At 47.2% G+C, this 18,783-nt stretch carries 18 protein-coding genes; 14 read left to right on the forward strand and 4 right to left on the reverse strand.

The window, feature by feature from the left end; translation table 11 throughout:
- The coding region (locus tag ATN88_RS04600) for a glycoside hydrolase family 17 protein (RefSeq protein ID WP_067412120.1) at nucleotides 1–5,430 on the reverse strand (5,430 nt) is incomplete at its 3' end.
- A 670-nt stretch (nucleotides 5,431–6,100) separates the two neighbouring features.
- Here ATN88_RS04600 and ATN88_RS26760 point away from each other — a divergent pair.
- The 5 genes from ATN88_RS26760 to ATN88_RS04620 all read left to right on the forward strand — a co-directional run bounded on the left by ATN88_RS26760 (nucleotide 6,101) and on the right by ATN88_RS04620 (nucleotide 10,563).
- Nucleotides 6,101–6,298: a hypothetical protein gene (locus ATN88_RS26760; RefSeq protein WP_232312803.1), complete on the forward strand. Its 198-nt coding sequence runs from the start codon at nucleotides 6,101–6,103 to the stop codon at nucleotides 6,296–6,298.
- On the forward strand, nucleotides 6,265–7,506 hold the full coding sequence (locus ATN88_RS04605; RefSeq protein ID WP_232312811.1) for a carbohydrate porin: 1,242 nt from the start codon (nucleotides 6,265–6,267) through the stop codon (nucleotides 7,504–7,506). The genes ATN88_RS26760 and ATN88_RS04605 overlap by 34 nt, the downstream gene beginning before the upstream one ends.
- A gap of 95 nt (nucleotides 7,507–7,601) precedes the next feature.
- A complete protein-coding gene (locus ATN88_RS04610; protein WP_067412123.1) occupies nucleotides 7,602–9,167 on the forward strand; it encodes a glycoside hydrolase family 16 protein in 1,566 nt (521 codons plus the stop codon).
- A gap of 217 nt (nucleotides 9,168–9,384) precedes the next feature.
- Nucleotides 9,385–10,107, forward strand: coding sequence for a YebC/PmpR family DNA-binding transcriptional regulator (locus ATN88_RS04615; RefSeq protein WP_067412126.1), 723 nt, complete (start codon nucleotides 9,385–9,387; stop codon nucleotides 10,105–10,107).
- A gap of 105 nt (nucleotides 10,108–10,212) precedes the next feature.
- Entirely contained in the window at nucleotides 10,213–10,563 is a 351-nt protein-coding gene (locus tag ATN88_RS04620) for a hypothetical protein (RefSeq protein WP_067412129.1), read from the forward strand.
- A 46-nt stretch (nucleotides 10,564–10,609) separates the two neighbouring features.
- Here ATN88_RS04620 and ATN88_RS04625 read toward each other — a convergent pair whose 3' ends face one another.
- Complete coding sequence (locus ATN88_RS04625) at nucleotides 10,610–10,831, reverse strand: DUF2798 domain-containing protein (RefSeq protein ID WP_067412132.1); 222 nt, start codon at nucleotides 10,829–10,831, stop codon at nucleotides 10,610–10,612.
- An 84-nt stretch (nucleotides 10,832–10,915) separates the two neighbouring features.
- On the opposite strand from ATN88_RS04625, the gene ATN88_RS04630 reads away from it, so the two are divergent.
- Nucleotides 10,916–11,836, forward strand: a complete 921-nt coding sequence (locus tag ATN88_RS04630) for a LysR family transcriptional regulator (RefSeq protein WP_067412135.1) — start codon at nucleotides 10,916–10,918, stop codon at nucleotides 11,834–11,836.
- 24 nt (nucleotides 11,837–11,860) lie between these two features.
- On the opposite strand, the gene ATN88_RS04635 is transcribed toward ATN88_RS04630, so the two are convergent.
- A complete protein-coding gene (locus ATN88_RS04635) occupies nucleotides 11,861–12,070 on the reverse strand; it encodes a hypothetical protein (protein WP_067412138.1) in 210 nt (69 codons plus the stop codon).
- Between the two features lie 272 nt (nucleotides 12,071–12,342).
- On the opposite strand from ATN88_RS04635, the gene ATN88_RS04640 reads away from it, so the two are divergent.
- The 5 genes from ATN88_RS04640 to ATN88_RS04660 all read left to right on the forward strand — a co-directional run bounded on the left by ATN88_RS04640 (nucleotide 12,343) and on the right by ATN88_RS04660 (nucleotide 15,526).
- Nucleotides 12,343–12,969 carry a LysE family translocator gene (locus ATN88_RS04640; RefSeq protein ID WP_067412141.1) on the forward strand — a complete coding sequence of 209 codons (627 nt, stop codon included), beginning with the start codon at nucleotides 12,343–12,345 and terminating at the stop codon, nucleotides 12,967–12,969.
- A 132-nt stretch (nucleotides 12,970–13,101) separates the two neighbouring features.
- Nucleotides 13,102–13,698, forward strand: coding sequence for a sugar O-acetyltransferase (locus ATN88_RS04645; RefSeq protein WP_067412144.1), 597 nt, complete (start codon nucleotides 13,102–13,104; stop codon nucleotides 13,696–13,698).
- Between the two features lie 130 nt (nucleotides 13,699–13,828).
- A complete protein-coding gene (locus ATN88_RS04650; RefSeq protein ID WP_067412146.1) occupies nucleotides 13,829–14,428 on the forward strand; it encodes a sugar O-acetyltransferase in 600 nt (199 codons plus the stop codon).
- A 44-nt stretch (nucleotides 14,429–14,472) separates the two neighbouring features.
- Entirely contained in the window at nucleotides 14,473–14,772 is a 300-nt protein-coding gene (locus ATN88_RS26050; RefSeq protein ID WP_067412149.1) for a hypothetical protein, read from the forward strand.
- 40 nt (nucleotides 14,773–14,812) lie between these two features.
- Nucleotides 14,813–15,526 (forward strand): class I SAM-dependent methyltransferase, encoded by a 714-nt coding sequence (locus tag ATN88_RS04660; protein WP_067412153.1) that lies wholly within the window; start codon nucleotides 14,813–14,815, stop codon nucleotides 15,524–15,526.
- A gap of 71 nt (nucleotides 15,527–15,597) precedes the next feature.
- On the opposite strand, the gene ATN88_RS04665 is transcribed toward ATN88_RS04660, so the two are convergent.
- On the reverse strand, nucleotides 15,598–16,053 hold the full coding sequence (locus ATN88_RS04665) for a GNAT family N-acetyltransferase (RefSeq protein ID WP_067412156.1): 456 nt from the start codon (nucleotides 16,051–16,053) through the stop codon (nucleotides 15,598–15,600).
- 354 nt (nucleotides 16,054–16,407) lie between these two features.
- Here ATN88_RS04665 and ATN88_RS04670 point away from each other — a divergent pair, with 354 nt between their 5' ends.
- The 3 genes from ATN88_RS04670 to ATN88_RS04680 all read left to right on the forward strand — a co-directional run bounded on the left by ATN88_RS04670 (nucleotide 16,408) and on the right by ATN88_RS04680 (nucleotide 18,775).
- A complete protein-coding gene (locus ATN88_RS04670; protein WP_157490654.1) occupies nucleotides 16,408–16,749 on the forward strand; it encodes a hypothetical protein in 342 nt (113 codons plus the stop codon).
- Between the two features lie 77 nt (nucleotides 16,750–16,826).
- Complete coding sequence (locus ATN88_RS04675) at nucleotides 16,827–17,597, forward strand: nuclear transport factor 2 family protein (RefSeq protein ID WP_067412162.1); 771 nt, start codon at nucleotides 16,827–16,829, stop codon at nucleotides 17,595–17,597.
- A 17-nt stretch (nucleotides 17,598–17,614) separates the two neighbouring features.
- Complete coding sequence (locus tag ATN88_RS04680) at nucleotides 17,615–18,775, forward strand: low temperature requirement protein A (protein WP_067412165.1); 1,161 nt, start codon at nucleotides 17,615–17,617, stop codon at nucleotides 18,773–18,775.
- Nucleotides 18,776–18,783 lie beyond the last annotated feature (8 nt).

The following is an 18,783-nucleotide window of genomic DNA, read 5'->3' on the forward strand; positions in this document are numbered from 1 at the left end:
GCCATCAGTGCCGCCATCAGTGCCGCCATCGGTGTCCGCATTCACAAATGCGACATCTGCGATCTGGAAGCTGCCGTTTTCGGTCAGTACTACTGCGAAGGTTGTAAGGTCTGCAAAGTCAGGCAATGGAATTTCCATTTGTACCCAACCACCCGTCAACGCGGTTCCATCTGTCAGTGCGTAGTCATTCGCTTCTTCTCCATCCGTGACATCTTGGATAGAAACACGAACTTGAGCAACATCTGTCAGTAGTTTAAAGCGAGCGTGAGTGTAAGACGTGGCATCAATTGGATTCAAGGTGCTAGACCAAGCCAATGCGCCCCAACCATCAGTCACTGTCAACTCAAGTACTGGGTCGTAAACATCGCTGTCAGCGTCACCTAGACCCGCGCCGTTCCAAACTTGTACATCATCAAACACAAGGTTAGTGTCCTGACCTGTGTACATGATGTAGCCAGTTTCCGGCGCTGTAGAACCACCGTCTTTGTTAACGTAAGCAACGTCTGCAATGTCTAACGTACCGTTTTGACCCAGTACCATTGCAAAGACTGTCATGTCTGTGAACGAAGGTAATGGCACTTCCATTTGCACCCAGCCGTCAGTCAGGGTTGTGCCCAATGACAATGCATAGTCATTCGCAACTTCATCCTGTGAGAGGCTTTGGATAGACAAACGGATCTGGCTTGCGTCAGTGCGTACTTTGAATTGCGCATGTGTGTAAGACGAGATATCAATTGGATTCGACGTACTCGCCCATGCTGCTGCGCCCCAACCCTCTGAAACTGTTAGTCTCAAAACAGGGTCGTACAGATCGTTATCCACTTCCGCGAGATTCGCATTGTTCCAGACTTGAATGTCTTCAAAAACAATGTTGGTCTGCTGGCCAGTGTAAAGCACATAACCGATTTCAGGTGCAGAGCCGTCTCCGCCATTGCTGTCATTATTCACAAAAGCAATATCGGCGATCTGCAGTGTTCCATTTTCTCCGAGGGTCAGTGCGAACGTCTTCAGATCTGTGTATGAAGGAACTGGAACACTCATTTGAACCCATCCGTTATCAAGTGATGAACCTGATGACAGTTGATATGGGTTTGCAGTGGTTTCATCTGCTTGGTTGATGAAGGTAACTTCAACACTTGCCGCAGACGTTTTTACTTTGAACTCAGCGTGAGTATATGGCGTCAGATCAACTTGTGTCGTATTGAACAACCAAGCTGCTGAGCCCCAACCACCTGTTACGGTTAGTTCTTGAACTGGCGAGTAAGTGCTGTCATTTCCAGCACCGATAGTCGCGCCCTGTCCATCCTGCGACCAAACTTGAATGTCATCGAAGCTATGGACAGTGTCTCGACCGGTAAACATCACATAACCAGTGCCAGACGTATCAGAACCCGTTTCGTAAGGAATAGCGTGAATCGCATCAATGACGTTTTGCTCAACACCACCATTTGACTTAACGATCTGGTTGCCACCACGAGTGATGCCATCGAATGCACCCGCATCAACAAGATCCCAGATGGCATATTTCGCATTACCATCAATGTCGATCAAGCCAAAGTGCTTCTCAGGATCTTCTGTGTTGTCAGGGCCACCTTTCCAAGGTTCATCAAATGCTTGGAAGAAGAACACAGATGCGCCGTAGTCAATCGCCCATTGAGTCATTGCATCAAAATATTGCTTCTGCTTGTACTCATCTGCAGCACCCGTTCCGCCAGCGCCGAAACCAGTGTTCGACACTGTCGACCAACCCGTTTCACCGATGTGGATTTGTTTGGTGCTATCCACAGCCATAACACTGTCTTTGACAGTATCAATCTGCGTCAGTGCTTTGTTGAACGCGCGCTCCATCGCTTTATCAGCTTGTTCTTGACGAGTAAGAGATTGCTCGGCCTCAGGAACTGGCCAGAAATCACTATCATGGAACGTGTCATGGAACGGATAAACATGCACAGACACATAGTCAACCGCTTGAATCAGCGCTTTGATGTCAGCTTCATGTGCTTGGTAGTAACCATTGTTGATTGACCACACCGCCCAGTTTTCTGAGCTGGTAATCCAGATGTTCTCATTAATCGTGCCGTTAGCTTTAAGTGCTTGTAGCTCATTAACGCGATTCAGGATAATACGTGGTTCAACACGGTAGCTCGTTGCCCACTCAACCATTGCCTCATTACCAACGGCAATGACTTTGATGATGTTTGGATATGTCTGAGCAAGCTCTACCGCTTTATCCATCTCATCTTGGTTGTTAGGGCTTTCTTGCGAACTGTCTATTTCAATATCAGAGAATGCGTTCAGTGCTGAGATCCAAACACCCAACATCACATTCATTTCGAAGCTTGAGTCTTCCTGTTGAAGTTCGCTAATCGCTTGAAGTAAGCGCTCGGTATCAACAAAATCCTGCGTGTTGTATGTGCGGAGCATACGAACACCCGCCGCATGCATAATCTTCAGGTCTTCTTTGACCTCAGCAATGCTAGGCGCGTTTTCGTTCGAACGCACATTCGTACGGAAAGCACCGTAGGAAATGGCTGGCAGTTCAGCTGTCCCTAGTACAGGCTGACCTGGTGCATCGCCACCTGTCACGCTTGAAACTGGGAAGTTACCTGTTGCCGCTGGTTGTGGTGCAATTTCAGGTGCTACTGAGTAGTCAGTGCTGCTACCGCCATCGCCACCATCAGTACCGCCATCGCCACCATCAGTGCCGCCGTCGCCACCATCAGTACCGCCATCGCCACCATCAGTGCCGCCGTCGCCACCATCCGTATCGTTGGTCACCAATGCAACATCAGCGATTTGAAGCGTACCATCTTCACCCAGAACAACTGCAAAAATCGTCATGTCTGTAAATGATGGTACCGGTACTTCCATTTGCACCCAGCCATCAGACAGGGCAGTACCCGTTGACAGTTGGTAATCGTTCGCATCTTCCGGCTGTGTCTGACTGCTGACAGCAACACGTACCTGAGACGCATCCGTCTTCACTTTAAATTGAGCGTGCGTGTAAGCAGAGATATCGATTGGATTAGTTTCCGCGTTCCAACCAAATGCACCCCAACCATTCGTTACCGTCAGCTCAAGAACAGGATCGTATGTTCCACCGTTAATGGTGTTGATAGACGCACCATTCCAAGCTTGCAGCTCATCGAAAGTGACTGTTGGTTCTTGGTCGGTGTAGACGATATAACCCGTACCTGAAGAGTCTGAGCCGCCGTCGCCACCATCAGTACCGCCATCGGTGTCCTTGTTTACCAACGCAACATCAGCGATTTGAAGCGTACCGTTTTCAAGCAGAACAACTGCAAAAATCGTCATGTCTGTAAATGCCGGTACAGGCACTTCCATTTGCACCCATCCATCAGACAGGGAAGTACCCGTTGACAGTTGGTAGTCGTTCGCATCTTCCGGTTGAGTTTGGCTGCTAATAGCGACACGTACCTGAGATGCTGCAGTCTTCACTTTAAACTGCGCGTGCGTGTAAGCAGAGATATCGATTGGATTCGCTTCCGCGTTCCATCCAAATGCACCCCAACCATTCGTCACTGTCAACTCAAGAACAGGATCGTATGTTCCACCGTTAATGGTGTTGATAGACGCACCATTCCAAGCTTGCAGCTCATCGAAAGTGACTGTTGGCTCTTGGTCGGTATAGACGATATAACCCGTACCTGAAGAGTCTGAGCCGCCGTCACCACCATCAGTACCGCCATCGGAATCATTGTTCACCAACACAATATCTGCAATTTGAAGCGTACCGTTCTCACTCAGAACGACTGCAAAAATCGTCATATCTGTAAATGCAGGAACCGGAACTTCCATTTGCACCCAGCCATCAGACAGGGCAGTACCTGTTGACAGTTGGTAGTCGTTCGCATCTTCCGGTTGAGTCGCACTGCTGATAGCGACACGTACCTGAGATGCTGCTGTTTTCACTTTAAATTGTGCATGCGTGTAAGCAGAGATATCAATTGGATTCGCTTCCGCATTCCAACCAAAAGCACCCCAACCTTCAGTGACTGTCAATTCAAGAATTGGATCATAAATTCCACCGTTGATGGTGTTGATAGACGCACCATTCCAAGCTTGTAGCTCATCGAAACTGACATTGGCTTCTTGCTCAGTGTGGAGAATATAACCAGAACCTGTTGTGTTTGAGCCGCCATCGCTACCATCAGTACCGCCGTCGCCACCATCAGTGCCGCCGTCACCACCATCAGTACCGCCATCGCCACCGTCTGTGCCGCCATCGGTTTCGTTAGTTACCAATGCAACATCAGCGATTTGAAGCGTGCCGTTTTCACCTAGAACCACGGCAAAAATCGACATATCTGTAAATTCAGGAACAGGCACTTCCATTTGCACCCATCCATCAGACAGGGCAGTGCCCGTTGACAGTTGGTAGTTGTTCGCATCTTCCGGTTGAGTCGCGCTGCTGATAGCGACGCGTACTTCAGACGCAGCTGTCTTAACCTTAAATTGCGCGTGAGTATAAGATGAAATATCAATTGGATTTCCTTCAGCATTCCAGCCAAAAGCACCCCATCCATCTGTCACTGTCAATTCAAGAACCGGATCGTAAGTTCCACCGTTGATTGTCCTGATAGAAGAGCCATTCCAAGCTTGCAGTTCATCGAAAGTCACATTTGCTTGTTGGCCAGTGTAGAGGATATAGCCAGTACCAGAAGAGTTTGGTCCCCCACCAGTGTTGCCATCATCTGGCAAATCAGAGCCAATTTCACCATCGGTGTTGGTGCTGAAAAATACGTTGCGGAATTCGATAATGCCGCCATCGTCCTGGCTGCCTTGCACATACAATGGCGAAGTGATGTCACTGAAATCGAGAATGTTGTCGCCTACCAGCTCACTGATAGGGATCTGGAACGATTTCCATTCAGTCGAGATGGTACGACCGCCACCATTGAGAGACGTACTACCGCTGTTTGTTGAGGCTCCAGCATTGAAAGCAACACCGTTGCTGCTAGTAGGACGCTCATTATTCTCGTTGCCGGGAATCCCTCTTTCTCGGCCAGATTGAAACCCGATAGTGACAGGCGTTGTTACCGTGCCTTTCACATCAAAGTTCATGTAACCATTTTCGAAACCTGACAGATTGAGCGAATTAGCTCTGTCGCCATCAGTCACAACGCCAGCACCCCAACCCCATGGTGCGCTAGTCCCTGCAGTGGGAGGTGTTGTAACCGTGTAAGTTTGTGTTTTTGGAATAGTAGCGGAATACGCTGTCAGCTCAGTACCATTTTGCCAGCCTATTGCTTGGAGGCCAGTACGCAACTGGCCTTCATGGTATACTGTTGCAACCTTATCACCCGTCGGCGTATCCGAAACAGACTTCCCGCCCGCTTCGTCGCCTCCTCCACATCCGCTCAACGCTACTGAAGCCATCAGCAGCAGTTTTGCAAATAGATTCTTCATAATGTCATCCGTTTTTCTAAATCCTTCGGTAACTCCGCGACAACGCAGTGCCGCTAGAATCAAGTACTCCCCAATCGAAGGGAGAAACGTGTTTGGGTTTAAGGTGTCTTCACAAAAAGAAAGCGCTTTCTACACAGTTTCAAAAAATGGCCGATGCCTCGGCTCAATCGTCGAGCATTAGAGCTCGCGTGACTTGTAAAGATATTGTTAATGAGCAAGAACAAACAAGATGGAACCTGTCTCATTTGGAAGAATGACGAGATCTGGCACACAGAGATTTGCAAACAATGTAACTGGTCTTATATATGAACCTTTAAATCCACTTGAGAAACAGGTGATCAAGTCACATTCAAAATCATCAGAAAAGAGGGAAAAGATGCTGCGAAAACTTGAAAAGGTTGCAAACTGTGTAACAAAGTTAGAGGTGATATATTGCAGCCGAAAGACTGCGTAAAGCTTTTAGAATAATTAGTGGGTTTAAATGGCAGGACGCTGCTCTATGCAAAGCAAGCGACCTTCCAAAACCAAAAATGCAATCAAACTCGTCACTTAGGTCGTTTTTGCCTTTTGGGTGTCAGGCAACACACAACCTAGACCTCGAGTATTTTTTTAAATGTCACAAGAAAGCGCTTTCACGAGTGGGAACCTCAAACTTCTTCATGGAGTGAAAATGAAAAAGTCTACATTAGCGATGGCTGTGTTGTGCGGTAGCACCGCGATGACAGGTGTACCGATTGCCAACGCAGACGTGCTCGACACATTGGAGTTCGAGTTTCATGGCTATTTCAGAGCTGGCTATTTTGTAAGCAAGGAGAACGATTACAAAAAAGCGACATTGGTGGTCAAAAGGAACAACTCGGGCGATTAGGACTTGAGTCTGATAACGACGGTAATCTAATTTTCATCACTCGCGCCAATATTTCTGAGGAACAGCAACTCAGTATTCATGTTGGTATTGGTGATACAGAATTTGACGACTTGGTAGGTTTCGTCGAAATGGATGGTGTTTTGCCGACAGGCAAACTGTGGGGCGGTAAACGGAAAATCGGTGAAGAGAATTACATCTTCATGACTGACTTCTTTTATACCGACCTTGAAGGCTATGGGGCCGGTATTCAGGACTACGAAATTGGTGACGCATTTCTTGATGTCGCATACATCTTCAGTGAGCGTAACATCAGTGACAGCAACGACTCCTATGATGATTTTATCACCAACGCATCAACCCAATCTTCAGTGATCAGCGCACAAAACACGCGTTTAGTACCTGAAAACCAACGTGCCTATGTCAATGACAACCAAAACAACCCAATGCACACGTTTCATGTTTCCTATACGTTGGGTGCGTTGACATTGCAAGGTAACTACAAATACCTCCCTGACAACTTTGACCTCGCAGGTAAAGAGTGGGCGGAATACGGTTACGACGCCACTGCCATTTATCACATGCTGGACTTCTTTGGCCTGAAGGGTAATGCCTTCTCTTACGCCATTTTGCAAGCGGGTGAAGGTCTAGGTTCAGGTAACCTTCTTGGCGGCACAATCACTGATTACGCTGCGCTACGTCCAGGTTCACTGACCCAAGGCTACAAGGTTAATGACGATAATTACGGCCCTATCTTTGGCGACCCGTACTACCTGATCACTCATCGTGAAGAAGATGCAAAATCTGTCCGCGCCCTTTTGTGGGGTGGTTACACCATGGATAACGGCATTGGTTTCTTCCCATCAGTGCAAGCGCAATACAACGACGAAGGCACTAACGATGAAGGTGATGATGCAGGATACAACTATTGGGTATCTGTCATGATGCGCAATATTTTCCCGGTCAAAGACAACTTCATTGTTCAGACGGAAGTGGGTTACTACGAAAACGTACAAAACGGCGGTCACTGGCACCAGTCGAAATTTACTGTGGCACCGACTTACGTTTTGTCTGATGGCCTATCCACCGCTGAAATCCGATTCACGGCAACTTACTTGCCGCTGTCTTGGACAACAGGTGAAGAAGGTAATAACCGCATTCCGCTCAAGGACGACATCGTCTTTGGTATTCAGGCTGATGCTTACTGGTAAGAGGTAAAGGAGCGAAGTTGCTCCCTACTTCTATGCTTTGAATAAACAAAAACAATGCAGAAAAGCCAGAAACACCAGGATGTAAGGATACGACAATGAACAATTTCCCTTATCGACGAGCGATCGTAACCACAGCGATTGTGGGAGCTCTCGTCGGCTGTGAATCAAAAAACTACGCGCCCGTAAGCCAAGGGCCAGATACCAGTGCAGACATCGTCAGGCCAGACTCGTCTTGGACACTGGTATGGAACGATGAATTCAGTGGCGATGCCATTGACAAGAGTAAATGGAGCCACGAAGTAAACTGTTACGGTGGTGGTAACAACGAGCGTCAATGCTACACCAAGCGTAAAGTGAACTCGTTTGTTGAAGACGGCAAGCTTCATATCGTTGCCCGCGACTACCAGTTCACTGGCCCATCAGACCCAGAGGGTAAGAGCCGTCATAAAGCGACACTGCCATTCACTTCTGCGCGTCTGCGCACCATGAACAAAGGCGATTGGAAATACGGTCGCTTTGAAGTGCGTGCGAAACTGCCATTTGGTCAAGGCACTTGGCCTGCGATTTGGATGCTTCCGACAGACTATGTCTACGGTGGTTGGGCTGCTTCGGGTGAAATCGATATCGTCGAGGCTGTTAACCTTAAAGCACCAACAGATGAACTGGGTGCGGAGCCGGGTAAGGAAGAAGCACGTATTCACGGTACCATTCACTATGGTCGTGGTTGGCCAGATAACGTCAGCACTGCGGCTGAATACCACTTACCTGACGACGTAAACCCAGCAGATGGCTTCCACACTTATTCGATTGAGTGGGAAGAAGGTGAAATGCGTTGGTACATAGATGATATTCACTATGCCACGCAACGTTCAGACGGTTGGTATAGCCAGTACAAAGAAGGCGGCAAATGGGTTACTGGCCCAAATGATGCACCATTCAATCAACGCTTCCACATGATCTTGAACCTCGCGATTGGTGGTTCTTGGGCTTCAAACGCGAATGAAGGCGGAATCGATCCTGATATCTTCCCGCAAACCATGGAAGTTGATTACGTTCGTGTGTACGAGTGTTCCAAAGATCCCGTCACTGGCAAGGGCTGTGCGACCGTTTCAGACGACGCGCAATTCGTTGCGGGCACGCCGGCTCCTGAAATCATTATTCCGGGTCCAGACTACGCAACCGGTCCAGTGTTCACACTGTATGAAGACAGCTTAGACAAGCACCTTCGTTCAAAAGAATACGATCCACAGTTCAAGGTCTACACCGAAACCAAACAAGTTGACGGGCGCGGCAACGTGCTTGCCATCAAGAAAACAGGCGATACAGGTAACTTCTACTTCGAGACCCCAGAAGTCAACATGGGCGAATGGATGAGCGGCGGTGACCTAGTGTTTGACCTGCTTGTTGAGGAAAGTGCGCCAAATGCTGGCTTGATGGTCAAGATGGACAGTGGCTGGCCTAACACCAGTGACATTGATGTTGCTCTACCGCCAAAAGGCCAATGGAAACAGGTACGTATCAACGTGGCTGATTTGATTGAGAACGGCAACCGATTCGCACCAGGCGCGAAAGCCAACATCGAAAGCATCAAAAACATCTTCGTTATCGAACCTACAGGCCCAATGGTACTGAACATCGACAACGTAAGATTTGAGAAGTAATCCCCTCTCGCAATGTTGCGAACGTAAGTAAAGAAGAGGCGTTTGCCTCTTCTTTTTTTCGTTCTGCATCGGATATTACTTAGACAATCCACACGAATCGTTGATCAGAAATGGCATTTGAACGCCTTTACCTATGATTAATACTGGAAATCCCTTGTGAGTGGTTGATAAAATCGCTGCCACTTCAACAATCGTAAATCAAAGAGAGTGATTCCCCATGGGACGCAGTTTCGAAGTTCGCAAGAATGCAATGGCGAAAACCCAAGGCGCCAAAGTTAAGCTTTACTCTAAGTACGGCAAAGAAATCTACGTTATCGCAAAAAATGGCGGTGGCGACCCTGACACCAACCTGACGCTGAAGCGCATGATCGAGAAAGCGAAGAAAGATCAGGTTCCTTCTCACGTTATCGAAAAAGCGATTGAGAAAGCAGCTGGTGGCGGCGGTGAGAACTATGAAGTTGCGCGCTACGAAGGTTTCGGCCCAGGTGGTTGCTCAGTTATCGTTGATTGTTTGACCGACAACAACAACCGTACCTACATGGAAGTGCGTCAGTGCTTCGTGAAGACACACGCTAAGATTGGTGGCCCAGGTACTGTTGCTCACATGTTTGATCACCAAGCGGTATTCCAATTTGCTGGTGACGATGAAGAAGCCGTTCTGGAAGCACTGATGATGGCTGACGCAGACGTGACTGATATCGAGTGTGAAGACGGTGTTATCACTGTATTCGCACCAACGACTGAATTCTTCAAAGTGAAAAATGCCCTGGCTGAAGCAATGCCAGAAGTGACGCTAGATGTTGAAGAAATCACTTTCGTTCCACAAACAATGACCACCGTTTCTGGCGACGACGTTGCTACTTTCGACAAGTTCATTGACATGCTGAACGATTGCGACGACGTACAAAACGTATACCACAACGCGGAAATCGAAGAGTAATCACTCTTTCACGCGTAAAAATGCCCGGTTCAACCGGGCATTTTCTGTTATAAACAAGACGAATCAATAACTTGATGAGTCTCATGCAATAGGTTGGATTCCATCATGGAACAACAAGATTTTGAAACACTGGTAAAAGCACTGGCTGAAACCAAAGGTCTTCCAGAAGCTCTGGACATGCTGAAAAAGTGTGAAGACGAAGAAGTTGCGGCAGCGGCGGAAGCAATGACTGGTCAATTCTCACTGGCTGAGATCGACGGTGAAAACCGCGTTTACCACGTCACCACCGAAACCAATGACAACGGTGAAGAAGAAGAATTCGTTGAGCACGTGATGAACGTTGGCGACGAAGCTCTGGTTTTCGTAGCTTGGTTCTTCTACACCCAGTTCGAAATCAAAAACCGCGACACTTATGCAGCGGCGGGTCGTACTTACAAGCAACCTAAGAGAAGCTAAGTCCCCGAATGAATATGAAAAAGCCAGGATTAAGTCCTGGCTTTTTTTATACCTTGGCGGAGAGCCAACTGGCTGCTTTTCGGACTTGCGGCAATACCGTCAAGTTCAATATGAAGGCGCAAGGCCATGCGATTTGAAAACTGTCTAACCAAATGGCAGGCCAATCAGAAGAAAAGCCCATTTTGTACCCCGAGATGACGCCAGACATCATCATCGCCATGGTTGCGGTACTAATCGTGGTACTGATCCAAAACTGTTTATTCTTCATTCTTCTCTCGTTTTATTGGCGGTGACTGCTTGATGTGGGTAAGATACTTCACAAGCAATATTGGAAACCAGAAGCAAAATTAGAATGAACCATTCCATATATGGAAACATTGACGACATCTACTTGTTTGCCCAAGTGATCCAAGAAGGCTCTCTATTAGCGGCGGCTAAAAAGCTCTCATTGCCTGTCTCAACCATGTCACGACGGGTATCGGCACTCGAGAAAAGATTGAACATTCGACTGCTAGAAAAACAGGGGCGAGAGTTAGTCGCAACGGAGAACGGTAAGCAAGCTTATGAGCTTTTCTCCAGCAGCTTTGAACAACTGGAAACCGCTTTTGAAACCCTCATTACGGCGCGAAGCGGCGTGTTTGGAAATCTCAAGGTGGTCATGCCTCACAACTTCTATCGAGGTTTTGTCGGCAACGTATTACGCGAATATTTGACCTCCTACCCCAAGGTCAAACTCGATATCGTTCTGAGCCAAGAACAACAGCCACCAGCGACGGATCGCGATTTATTGATGACCTTTGATCTCAAAGGGCTGGATGATTTAATTGCAAGACCGCTTTTCCACGCTCAGCATGGCTTTTTCGCCAGCCCCGATTACCTTCGCCAATTTGGTGAGATAAACATCCCTGAAGACATAGTGAACGCCGACTGGATAGCGGTCGATAAAGCGTGGGACATCAACTTGTTTCGCGACAACCAACTGGAGCAAACAATCTCTGTCCGCCCAAAGCTTGTGGTCAATGACATCGCAGCAGTGATGGATACCGTAAGGATGGGGTTAGGCGTTGCATCGCTGCCACTGAGACATATCGGCGAAGCGGATGGCCTCGTTCGCGTATTGCCTGAATACTTGAGAAGTGATCGAATGGCTTATCTTGTCTATCGCGAACGCAAACATCAGCCACAAGCACTGTCGCTTTTGATCGACGCACTGATTAACGCATCAGAACAAATAGAAGCAGGAGTGCTTATTCATAAAGCGGGTGACGTGTAAACGCCACCCTGTAATTATCGAAGGTTACTCGTCAGCGACTAACTCAACAGAGCATCGTCCAAAACCCTCAATATCGAGCTCGAAGCCGCCTACCCCCAGATCATTCGTTGCCCCCAACAGTACGCGGGATAACCCATCTAAAATTTGCTCTGGCCCCAAGTCCATTTCTACGCATTTATCTGCAATAAAGTCAGAGAGCATTTGTGCTTGTTGTTCTGAAATTCGCTCACCCATCGTCGTATCCTTAGCACGATTAACACACATGTTTTAAATCTATTAATCAGAGCGTTATGCAAAAGAAGATTGCAATAGAGAAAAGTTTTCGCTCTTTTATTTAGCGTAAACGTGGTTACAGAAAATTGCCTGTCGCGGATGAAATAGATGTGCGTGAAAGTGATGATTTTCTGATGCTGTACTCGACAAACGGCGCGAGAGAAAAACTCCGATTGTCAGTCAGAATCTATCGGCAGTAAGATGTACTCTACTTCCTATGGGAACTGACGAAAATGGAATTTCTGCTTATCATCGCCAATGTTGCCGTGATTTGGGTGCTTGCCGTCATCACACCCGGTGCCAACGTATTACTCACCATCAATACCGCATTGAATTACAACCGCCATACGGCATCCTTCTCCGCATTTGGTGTCGCAGTTGCCGTCGCCTTGTGGGGATTATTTGGTGGCTCTGGGCTCATTATTCTGTTTTCTCTCTTTCCCGAAATACTCACTGCAATGAAAGTGCTGGGCGGTGCCTACCTTGTCTATCTTGGACTGCGTCAGCTTAAACAAATTCGTGAGAAGAAAAAGCTTCATATAGACCCACAAGCGTTGAGCTCGCTCCCTTCACCCAAACGTGTTTTCCTGACCGCCTTTTTCACTAGCATCCTAAACGTGAAGACTGGTTTCTTCGTCGTCAGTGTGTTCAGCGTTTCTGTCACGCAACACATTACCTTGCCGCTCATTCTTGCCATCATGTTCACCATGTCCGGGATTACGTTGGTATGGCACCTCTTTTTGTCGTTCGCTTTTTCACGCCATTCCGCAAAATCTGCCTATGAAAAAGCTTCTCGCCTGTTCGATTTTCTCACGGGGGGGTTATTTACACTGTTCGGCATTAAAGTGATGGCGTCGTGAGGTGGTAGACACCTAATTTTGTAGCATTTTAGACGGGCTTCAATTCTCGATAAGTACAATTACAATAACATCTAGCAATCTACTGATTATTAAGTAATAAAAGACTTAGTATTCATCCAACGCGAGTGCGAAATGGACATTAGCGAGAAGATTCATAGCTGTGAAATATTCATTCCCAGTGACCCAACTCTGGTCGCCGAACAAACTCGCTGCCTCGAAATTCTCTATGACTTTAACCACTCCAGGCCGAGCGAAACAGAAAAACGAAAAGCCATTCTGAAGAGGTTTCTCGCTGAAATTGGCGATAACAGTCATATTGAGCCACCACTCCATGCAAATTGGGGAAAACACACGCATTTGGGAAACAATGTATATATCAACTTCAATTTAACGCTGTTGGATGATACCCATATCTACATTGACGATCATGTATCCATCGGGCCCAATGTCACGATAGCCACAGCAGGACACCCTATTGATCCAGAACGCCGTAAGCAAGGTGCTCAATTCAACGTATCCGTTCATATAAAAAGCGGCGCATGGATTGGTGCGAACACAGTGATCGTTCCCGGCGTGACCATAGGAGAAAACACCGTCATAGGTGCGGGCAGCGTTGTAACAAAAGACATTCCATCTGGTGTCGTCGCCGTTGGGAATCCCTGTCGGGTTTTAAGAAAAATAGGCGAGCATGACAACGTGTTTTACTTCAAACAGCGGCGTTTTAAATAAACATCACCGCCTATTCATTAAACAAACTTCGCATCTATTTTTTCATGCCGCAAAGAGTTAGATTCCGCTCAACATTCTGATTTCTAAAGTCCGTTATTATCCCGCCAATATCCAATTATCGGACCCTACCATGACAATCAGAACAAAAATGCATAGCCAAGACGTGTACTTCTGCGACGATGAAAGCTTGGCAGCAGAACAGACCCAATGCCTTGAAATTTTATACGATTTCAACCACACAAGACCCAGTGAAGCCATAAAACGAAGAGAGATTCTTGAGCGTCTTTTGGCTGAAATTGGTAAAGACGTATATATCGAACCGCCACTTCGCGCGAACTGGGGTAAACATACCCATTTTGGTGATTACGTTTATGCCAACTTCAACCTGACATTGGTAGATGACACACACATCTATATTGGCGATCACGTCATGATAGGGCCAAACGTCACCATTGCCACCGCAGGTCACCCGGTCGATCCGGATCTTCGCAGAAAAGTGGCGCAGTTCAACGTACCCGTCCATATCGGCGCAAATGTTTGGATAGGTGCAAACTCAGTGGTGCTTCCCGGAGTCACCATTGGAGAAAACACTGTGATAGGTGCAGGCAGTATCGTCACCAAAGACATTCCTGCCAATGTCGTTGCGGTTGGCAACCCGTGTAGAGTCTTACGCGAAATCGGTGAACACGACAAGGAGTTCTACTTTAAGAACCTGCGTATTCAACGATAAGGTCTTCTGATCTTAGGGATTAATCGGACGATAAGGAGGCGACAATGCCTTTCAACAATAAACATCTATCCGCATTGTTGCTGGCCGTTGTTGCCACATTCAGTCACGCAAATACGCTGGATTTGGACAATCTACAGCCACCAGTCTGGCTTTACCAAGATGGCACTGTCGTCCCACAACACGTACTCGAAAAAATCTCGAGCGAATGCGGCATTGAAGACGCCGCCAATAAGGTGGCGAATGCCAAAAGTGGTGAGTTTGAATCTGCATTCCAAGCATTGCTCACGGCTGCCGAATGCTTCAATGCACATGGATTTGAGCGAGAAGCTAACAAACCACTTTGAAATACAACGTCTTATTTACTTTTCTGGAAATCTTACGTCAATGAGCGACAACTACGATTCACGCACAGCACATCATTACGCTGCCTTTCGTCCACCGCTGCACAGCCTTATTCTGTCTAATGCAATTTCAGGTCGCAGTGATTATTCACTGGGTCTCGACGTTGGATGCGGCACTGGATACTCTAGCCTTGCCCTAAAAAACCATTGTGCCAATGTCATTGGTGTCGAACCAAGCGAGGCAATGCTAACGCTTGCAAAAGCACAGCAGCCTGATGGTATTCGTTATCTCCATGGTGCAGGAGAGGCGATTCCTGTTGAAGATAACACCATTGATATCGTGACCTTTGCGGGCTCGCTTTTCTATGCAAAGTCACAGCAATTAGTGAATGAAATTAAGCGTGTTTGTCTTCCTAACGCAACTGTGGTCGCCTATGACTTTGATGTCGTACTTGATGATGCACTGAACATGCTTGGCGTAGACCTGAAATCATCATCTGGTGATTATGACCACGCCATCAACTTTTCTGACTACGCGGAATTTGCTGAACATGCTGTGGTAGCAGAAACCATCCAACTAAGCGTCAGTGCGCAAGAACTTGCTCACGTATTGCTGTCTTCAACGGGTCGATACGACGCGCTGGCGAATATCTTTGGCGATGATGATCTTCATGAGAAAGTCGCCCGCAGAATAGAACAGGGATACGACGCGCCTAGTTTGCCAGTAAATACCTACTACTCAACATACCAACTTTAACTAACGCCCAAAGATAAAGGCGGCACACTCACTGGTGTTGCCGCCTTTTTTAATTGTTGTCTATGCCGCGTTTAATCATGTTTCAGGTGCTTGAGATAGGTGTAAAAGTCCACATCCTTTTCGTAACCGTTTTTCTCGTAAAGATGCTGTGCTTTTACATTGTCTGTTGCCGTACTCAACATAATAAATGCTGAATCCGTTTCTTGCGCCAATTGGTCGGCGCGCTCAAGCAACAATTGTCCAACACCTTCTTTTCGGAACTTCTCATCCACAAACAAATCATAAAGCAGCCAAGTACGCTTCATTTCTAGCGAACAGTACAGAGGATAAAGCTGCGTAAAGCCCGCAAACTCATTGTCATCCGTCGTGGCAAAATAGATGATGGACTCATCGTTTTTCAGACGTTCTTGGAGGTAAGCCAGAGGATTTTTCCCCGTCCTGTCTACTTCATAAAAATCGAGGTATTTTTCGTATAGTTTGACGATTTCATCCAAGTCGGACATGTCGGCGCGATTGATAGTAAACATAGCGTTTTCCTTTGAACTTCGAACATTCAATGAGTGTGTTCGTTGAACCCTACCCTAAGCACTCTGAAGGTGACGTTCCCTAATACGTATAAGATTTTCTTTGAGGAGGTAACGCCGCCAATAGCGATGATCACTGAAAATGGCATCGCTGTGCGCGCTGAGCCCAGCACCTTAAGATAGCTCAGGGACAAATTTGATTGGCCCCTAATAGTATGCCTATGCCTTAAAAAGTACAGCCAACCGTAAAACGAGCCTGTTTATTCAATATGACACGTGATGGCAAACAATCCGTACAGCTCAAGAAAACATCATCAACCACTTTGCGGCTTCACTCCCAAAACCGTTGATATCACAATGAAAACCACCGATTCCGCAATGGAATATTTCCTCAATAAATCAACGTATTGGTATTCTCAGAGCGAGATGAAACAGGGAGTGAATACCGATATGATGGATAGCGAATACATCAAACATCCGATTAACTGTGAAACCTGTAATGCGCTAACGCCGCACCGTCTTCTTGCCAAAGAGGAAGAAGCAAAGCCAGAACAAGACAAACCGAAAACCCAACTAGAAATGGTTTTCAGCCATCTCTTGTCTTTCTTCACCAGCGACCATTCTCAGCCGATTCAAGTATGGGATGATGATGAAGACGACTACCAATGTGAAAAGTGTGGAACCATCACGAGACAGTAACCGGTAATCAAAATCAGCACAGTTGCTCTTTATCGCCTTCTACTACACTGATTCAAAATCCAGTAGAAGGCGATTTTATGAGTGAGATCCGCAAACAACAGATCCATGATTTACTGAAGATCGGCATTGAGACAGGCGACGCAAAGGTCGTTACCGTCGTCGATGAAACCCGCTACGTACAGCACAACCCAAAAACAAAAGAAGGCGACATCGGCCTTGCTGAACTCTTTGCAAAGCTCGCTCTCACTCACCCTCACGTTCAAATCATTCGCATTTTCTCAGACGGTGATTACGTCTTTGCCCACAACGAATACGATTTCAGCAGCGTCAAAATCTGCTTCGAAGTCTTCAGGTTTGAGGGTGACAAAACCGTCGAACATTGGGACAACCTGCAAGCCAAACAACCGCCTAATCAATCCGGTCGAACCATGGTGGATGGTAAAACTAAAGTCAAAGACCTAGAAAAAACGGAAGATAACCGCGCGTTCATCAATCGGTTCGTGAATGAGGTATTAATAGAAAGGCAGCCCTTTGAACTCTCCAACTTCTTTGATACCGCTCATTATGCGGAACACAGCCCCCACTTTAGTGATGACCTGACGCAACTCCATGCCGCGCTGTCCATGCTCAACGAACACAATGCACCCGTGATTCACTATCAAACCCATCATAAGACATTAGCCGAAGGTAACTTTGTGCTGACGCTCTGTGAAGGACATCGTGGCGGGTCTCATGTTGCTTTCTACGACATGTTCCGTCTGGAAGACGGACTCATTGTTGAGCATTGGGATACGATAGAGGAAATCCCGCCCAAATCGGAATGGCAAAACCACAACGGTAAGTTCTAAACCGCAAGGATTAGGGTATGTTGAGAGAGAAGTACAAAGCCTATATCCGCCCCATGCTTGCCCGCGATCGAAGCGGACATCGCGCGGCGACCGAACTGGAATTGCTATTTGATTTGGTGTTCGTGATTGCCATTTCACTCTCTGCGGAAGGGCTTCACCATGCAACTGCCGAAGCCCATTATCTTGATGGTTTGACCAAATTCCTCATCGCCTTCTTTGCATTGTGGTGGCCATGGAAGCAATTCACTTGGTTTGCATCGGCCTTCGACAATGATGACGCCGCTTATCGCATTTCCACTCTAGTCATGATGTTTGGTGCTTTACTCATCGCGGGCAGCCTTCCCCTCTTTTTCAACAACTTTGACATCCGCCTGATGTCGATTGGCTATGTCGTGCTGCGCATTCCGCAGATTTATCTTTGGTGGCGCGTCGGCAGAGATAACTCAGACTATTGCGTGACCGCACAACGGCACATGGTCGGTATGTTGATACTCCAGCCCTGTTGGCTGATCCTCGCGTTTCTTACCGATTTGGGTAGCGCAGCGTTTGTCACACTTGTTGTCATCGGCATGGTTTTAGAATGTGCAGTCCCGATTTACGCAAACAATGCAAAGTCCATTCCTTGGCACAAACACCATATTGTTGAACGCTATGGGCTACTTAACATCATCGTGCTAGGCGAAATACTGGTCAGTGCTGCATTGGGCGTTCAGAGTATGACAAGCGAAAGAGGGTTAGATCTTGGGCTTGGCATGATTGCCCTTTGCGCAACCATTATCCCGTTCACACTGTGGTGGCTCTACTTCAATGAGGAGGAGCACTTAACGTCCGAGAAAGCACCTCACGTCCTGCTTTGGAGTTATGGTCACTTCTTTATTTTCGCGTCAGGTGCAGCGATTGGCGCAGGATTCTCGGCACTTATTGATGCGCAGGCTGATTCAGCAATGAGTGTCGAAATAGCCGGAAAATGGGTGGTCAGTATTGCTGTCGCTACATATTTGTTTGGCCTTTGGCTAGTAAGAGATAGGCATCTTATTCACCTTACAGCGGGCTTTACCATGCTTGGCTTCGCTGCTCTCATTGCTTTCTCCCCCATCGTACCCTTTGCTCAGTTGCCGATTATCACCGTGTTATTGGTTGCTGTTCTCTTTTTAAGGCTTAACGCACCATCAAAATAACTTTAGTC

Source organism: Enterovibrio coralii, assembly GCF_001559595.1.
Classification (GTDB): domain Bacteria; phylum Pseudomonadota; class Gammaproteobacteria; order Enterobacterales; family Vibrionaceae; genus Enterovibrio; species Enterovibrio coralii.

Excerpts from the sequence above, each read along its gene's own strand:
- ATN88_RS26760 (WP_232312803.1), top strand. The coding sequence starts at position 6,101 with ATGAAAAAGTCTACATTAGCGATGGCTGTGTTGTGCGGTAGCACCGCG.
- ATN88_RS04615 (WP_067412126.1), top strand. The coding sequence starts at position 9,385 with ATGGGACGCAGTTTCGAAGTTCGCAAGAATGCAATGGCGAAAACCCAA.
- ATN88_RS04635 (WP_067412138.1), bottom strand. The coding sequence starts at position 12,070 with ATGGGTGAGCGAATTTCAGAACAACAAGCACAAATGCTCTCTGACTTT.
- ATN88_RS04625 (WP_067412132.1), bottom strand. The coding sequence starts at position 10,831 with ATGAAGAATAAACAGTTTTGGATCAGTACCACGATTAGTACCGCAACC.
- ATN88_RS04665 (WP_067412156.1), bottom strand. The coding sequence starts at position 16,053 with ATGTTTACTATCAATCGCGCCGACATGTCCGACTTGGATGAAATCGTC.
- ATN88_RS04610 (WP_067412123.1), top strand. The coding sequence starts at position 7,602 with ATGAACAATTTCCCTTATCGACGAGCGATCGTAACCACAGCGATTGTG.
- ATN88_RS04645 (WP_067412144.1), top strand. The coding sequence starts at position 13,102 with ATGGACATTAGCGAGAAGATTCATAGCTGTGAAATATTCATTCCCAGT.
- ATN88_RS26050 (WP_067412149.1), top strand. The coding sequence starts at position 14,473 with ATGCCTTTCAACAATAAACATCTATCCGCATTGTTGCTGGCCGTTGTT.
- ATN88_RS04650 (WP_067412146.1), top strand. The coding sequence starts at position 13,829 with ATGACAATCAGAACAAAAATGCATAGCCAAGACGTGTACTTCTGCGAC.
- ATN88_RS04660 (WP_067412153.1), top strand. The coding sequence starts at position 14,813 with ATGAGCGACAACTACGATTCACGCACAGCACATCATTACGCTGCCTTT.
- ATN88_RS04630 (WP_067412135.1), top strand. The coding sequence starts at position 10,916 with ATGAACCATTCCATATATGGAAACATTGACGACATCTACTTGTTTGCC.
- ATN88_RS04620 (WP_067412129.1), top strand. The coding sequence starts at position 10,213 with ATGGAACAACAAGATTTTGAAACACTGGTAAAAGCACTGGCTGAAACC.
- ATN88_RS04680 (WP_067412165.1), top strand. The coding sequence starts at position 17,615 with ATGTTGAGAGAGAAGTACAAAGCCTATATCCGCCCCATGCTTGCCCGC.
- ATN88_RS04640 (WP_067412141.1), top strand. The coding sequence starts at position 12,343 with ATGGAATTTCTGCTTATCATCGCCAATGTTGCCGTGATTTGGGTGCTT.
- ATN88_RS04670 (WP_157490654.1), top strand. The coding sequence starts at position 16,408 with ATGAAAACCACCGATTCCGCAATGGAATATTTCCTCAATAAATCAACG.
- ATN88_RS04675 (WP_067412162.1), top strand. The coding sequence starts at position 16,827 with ATGAGTGAGATCCGCAAACAACAGATCCATGATTTACTGAAGATCGGC.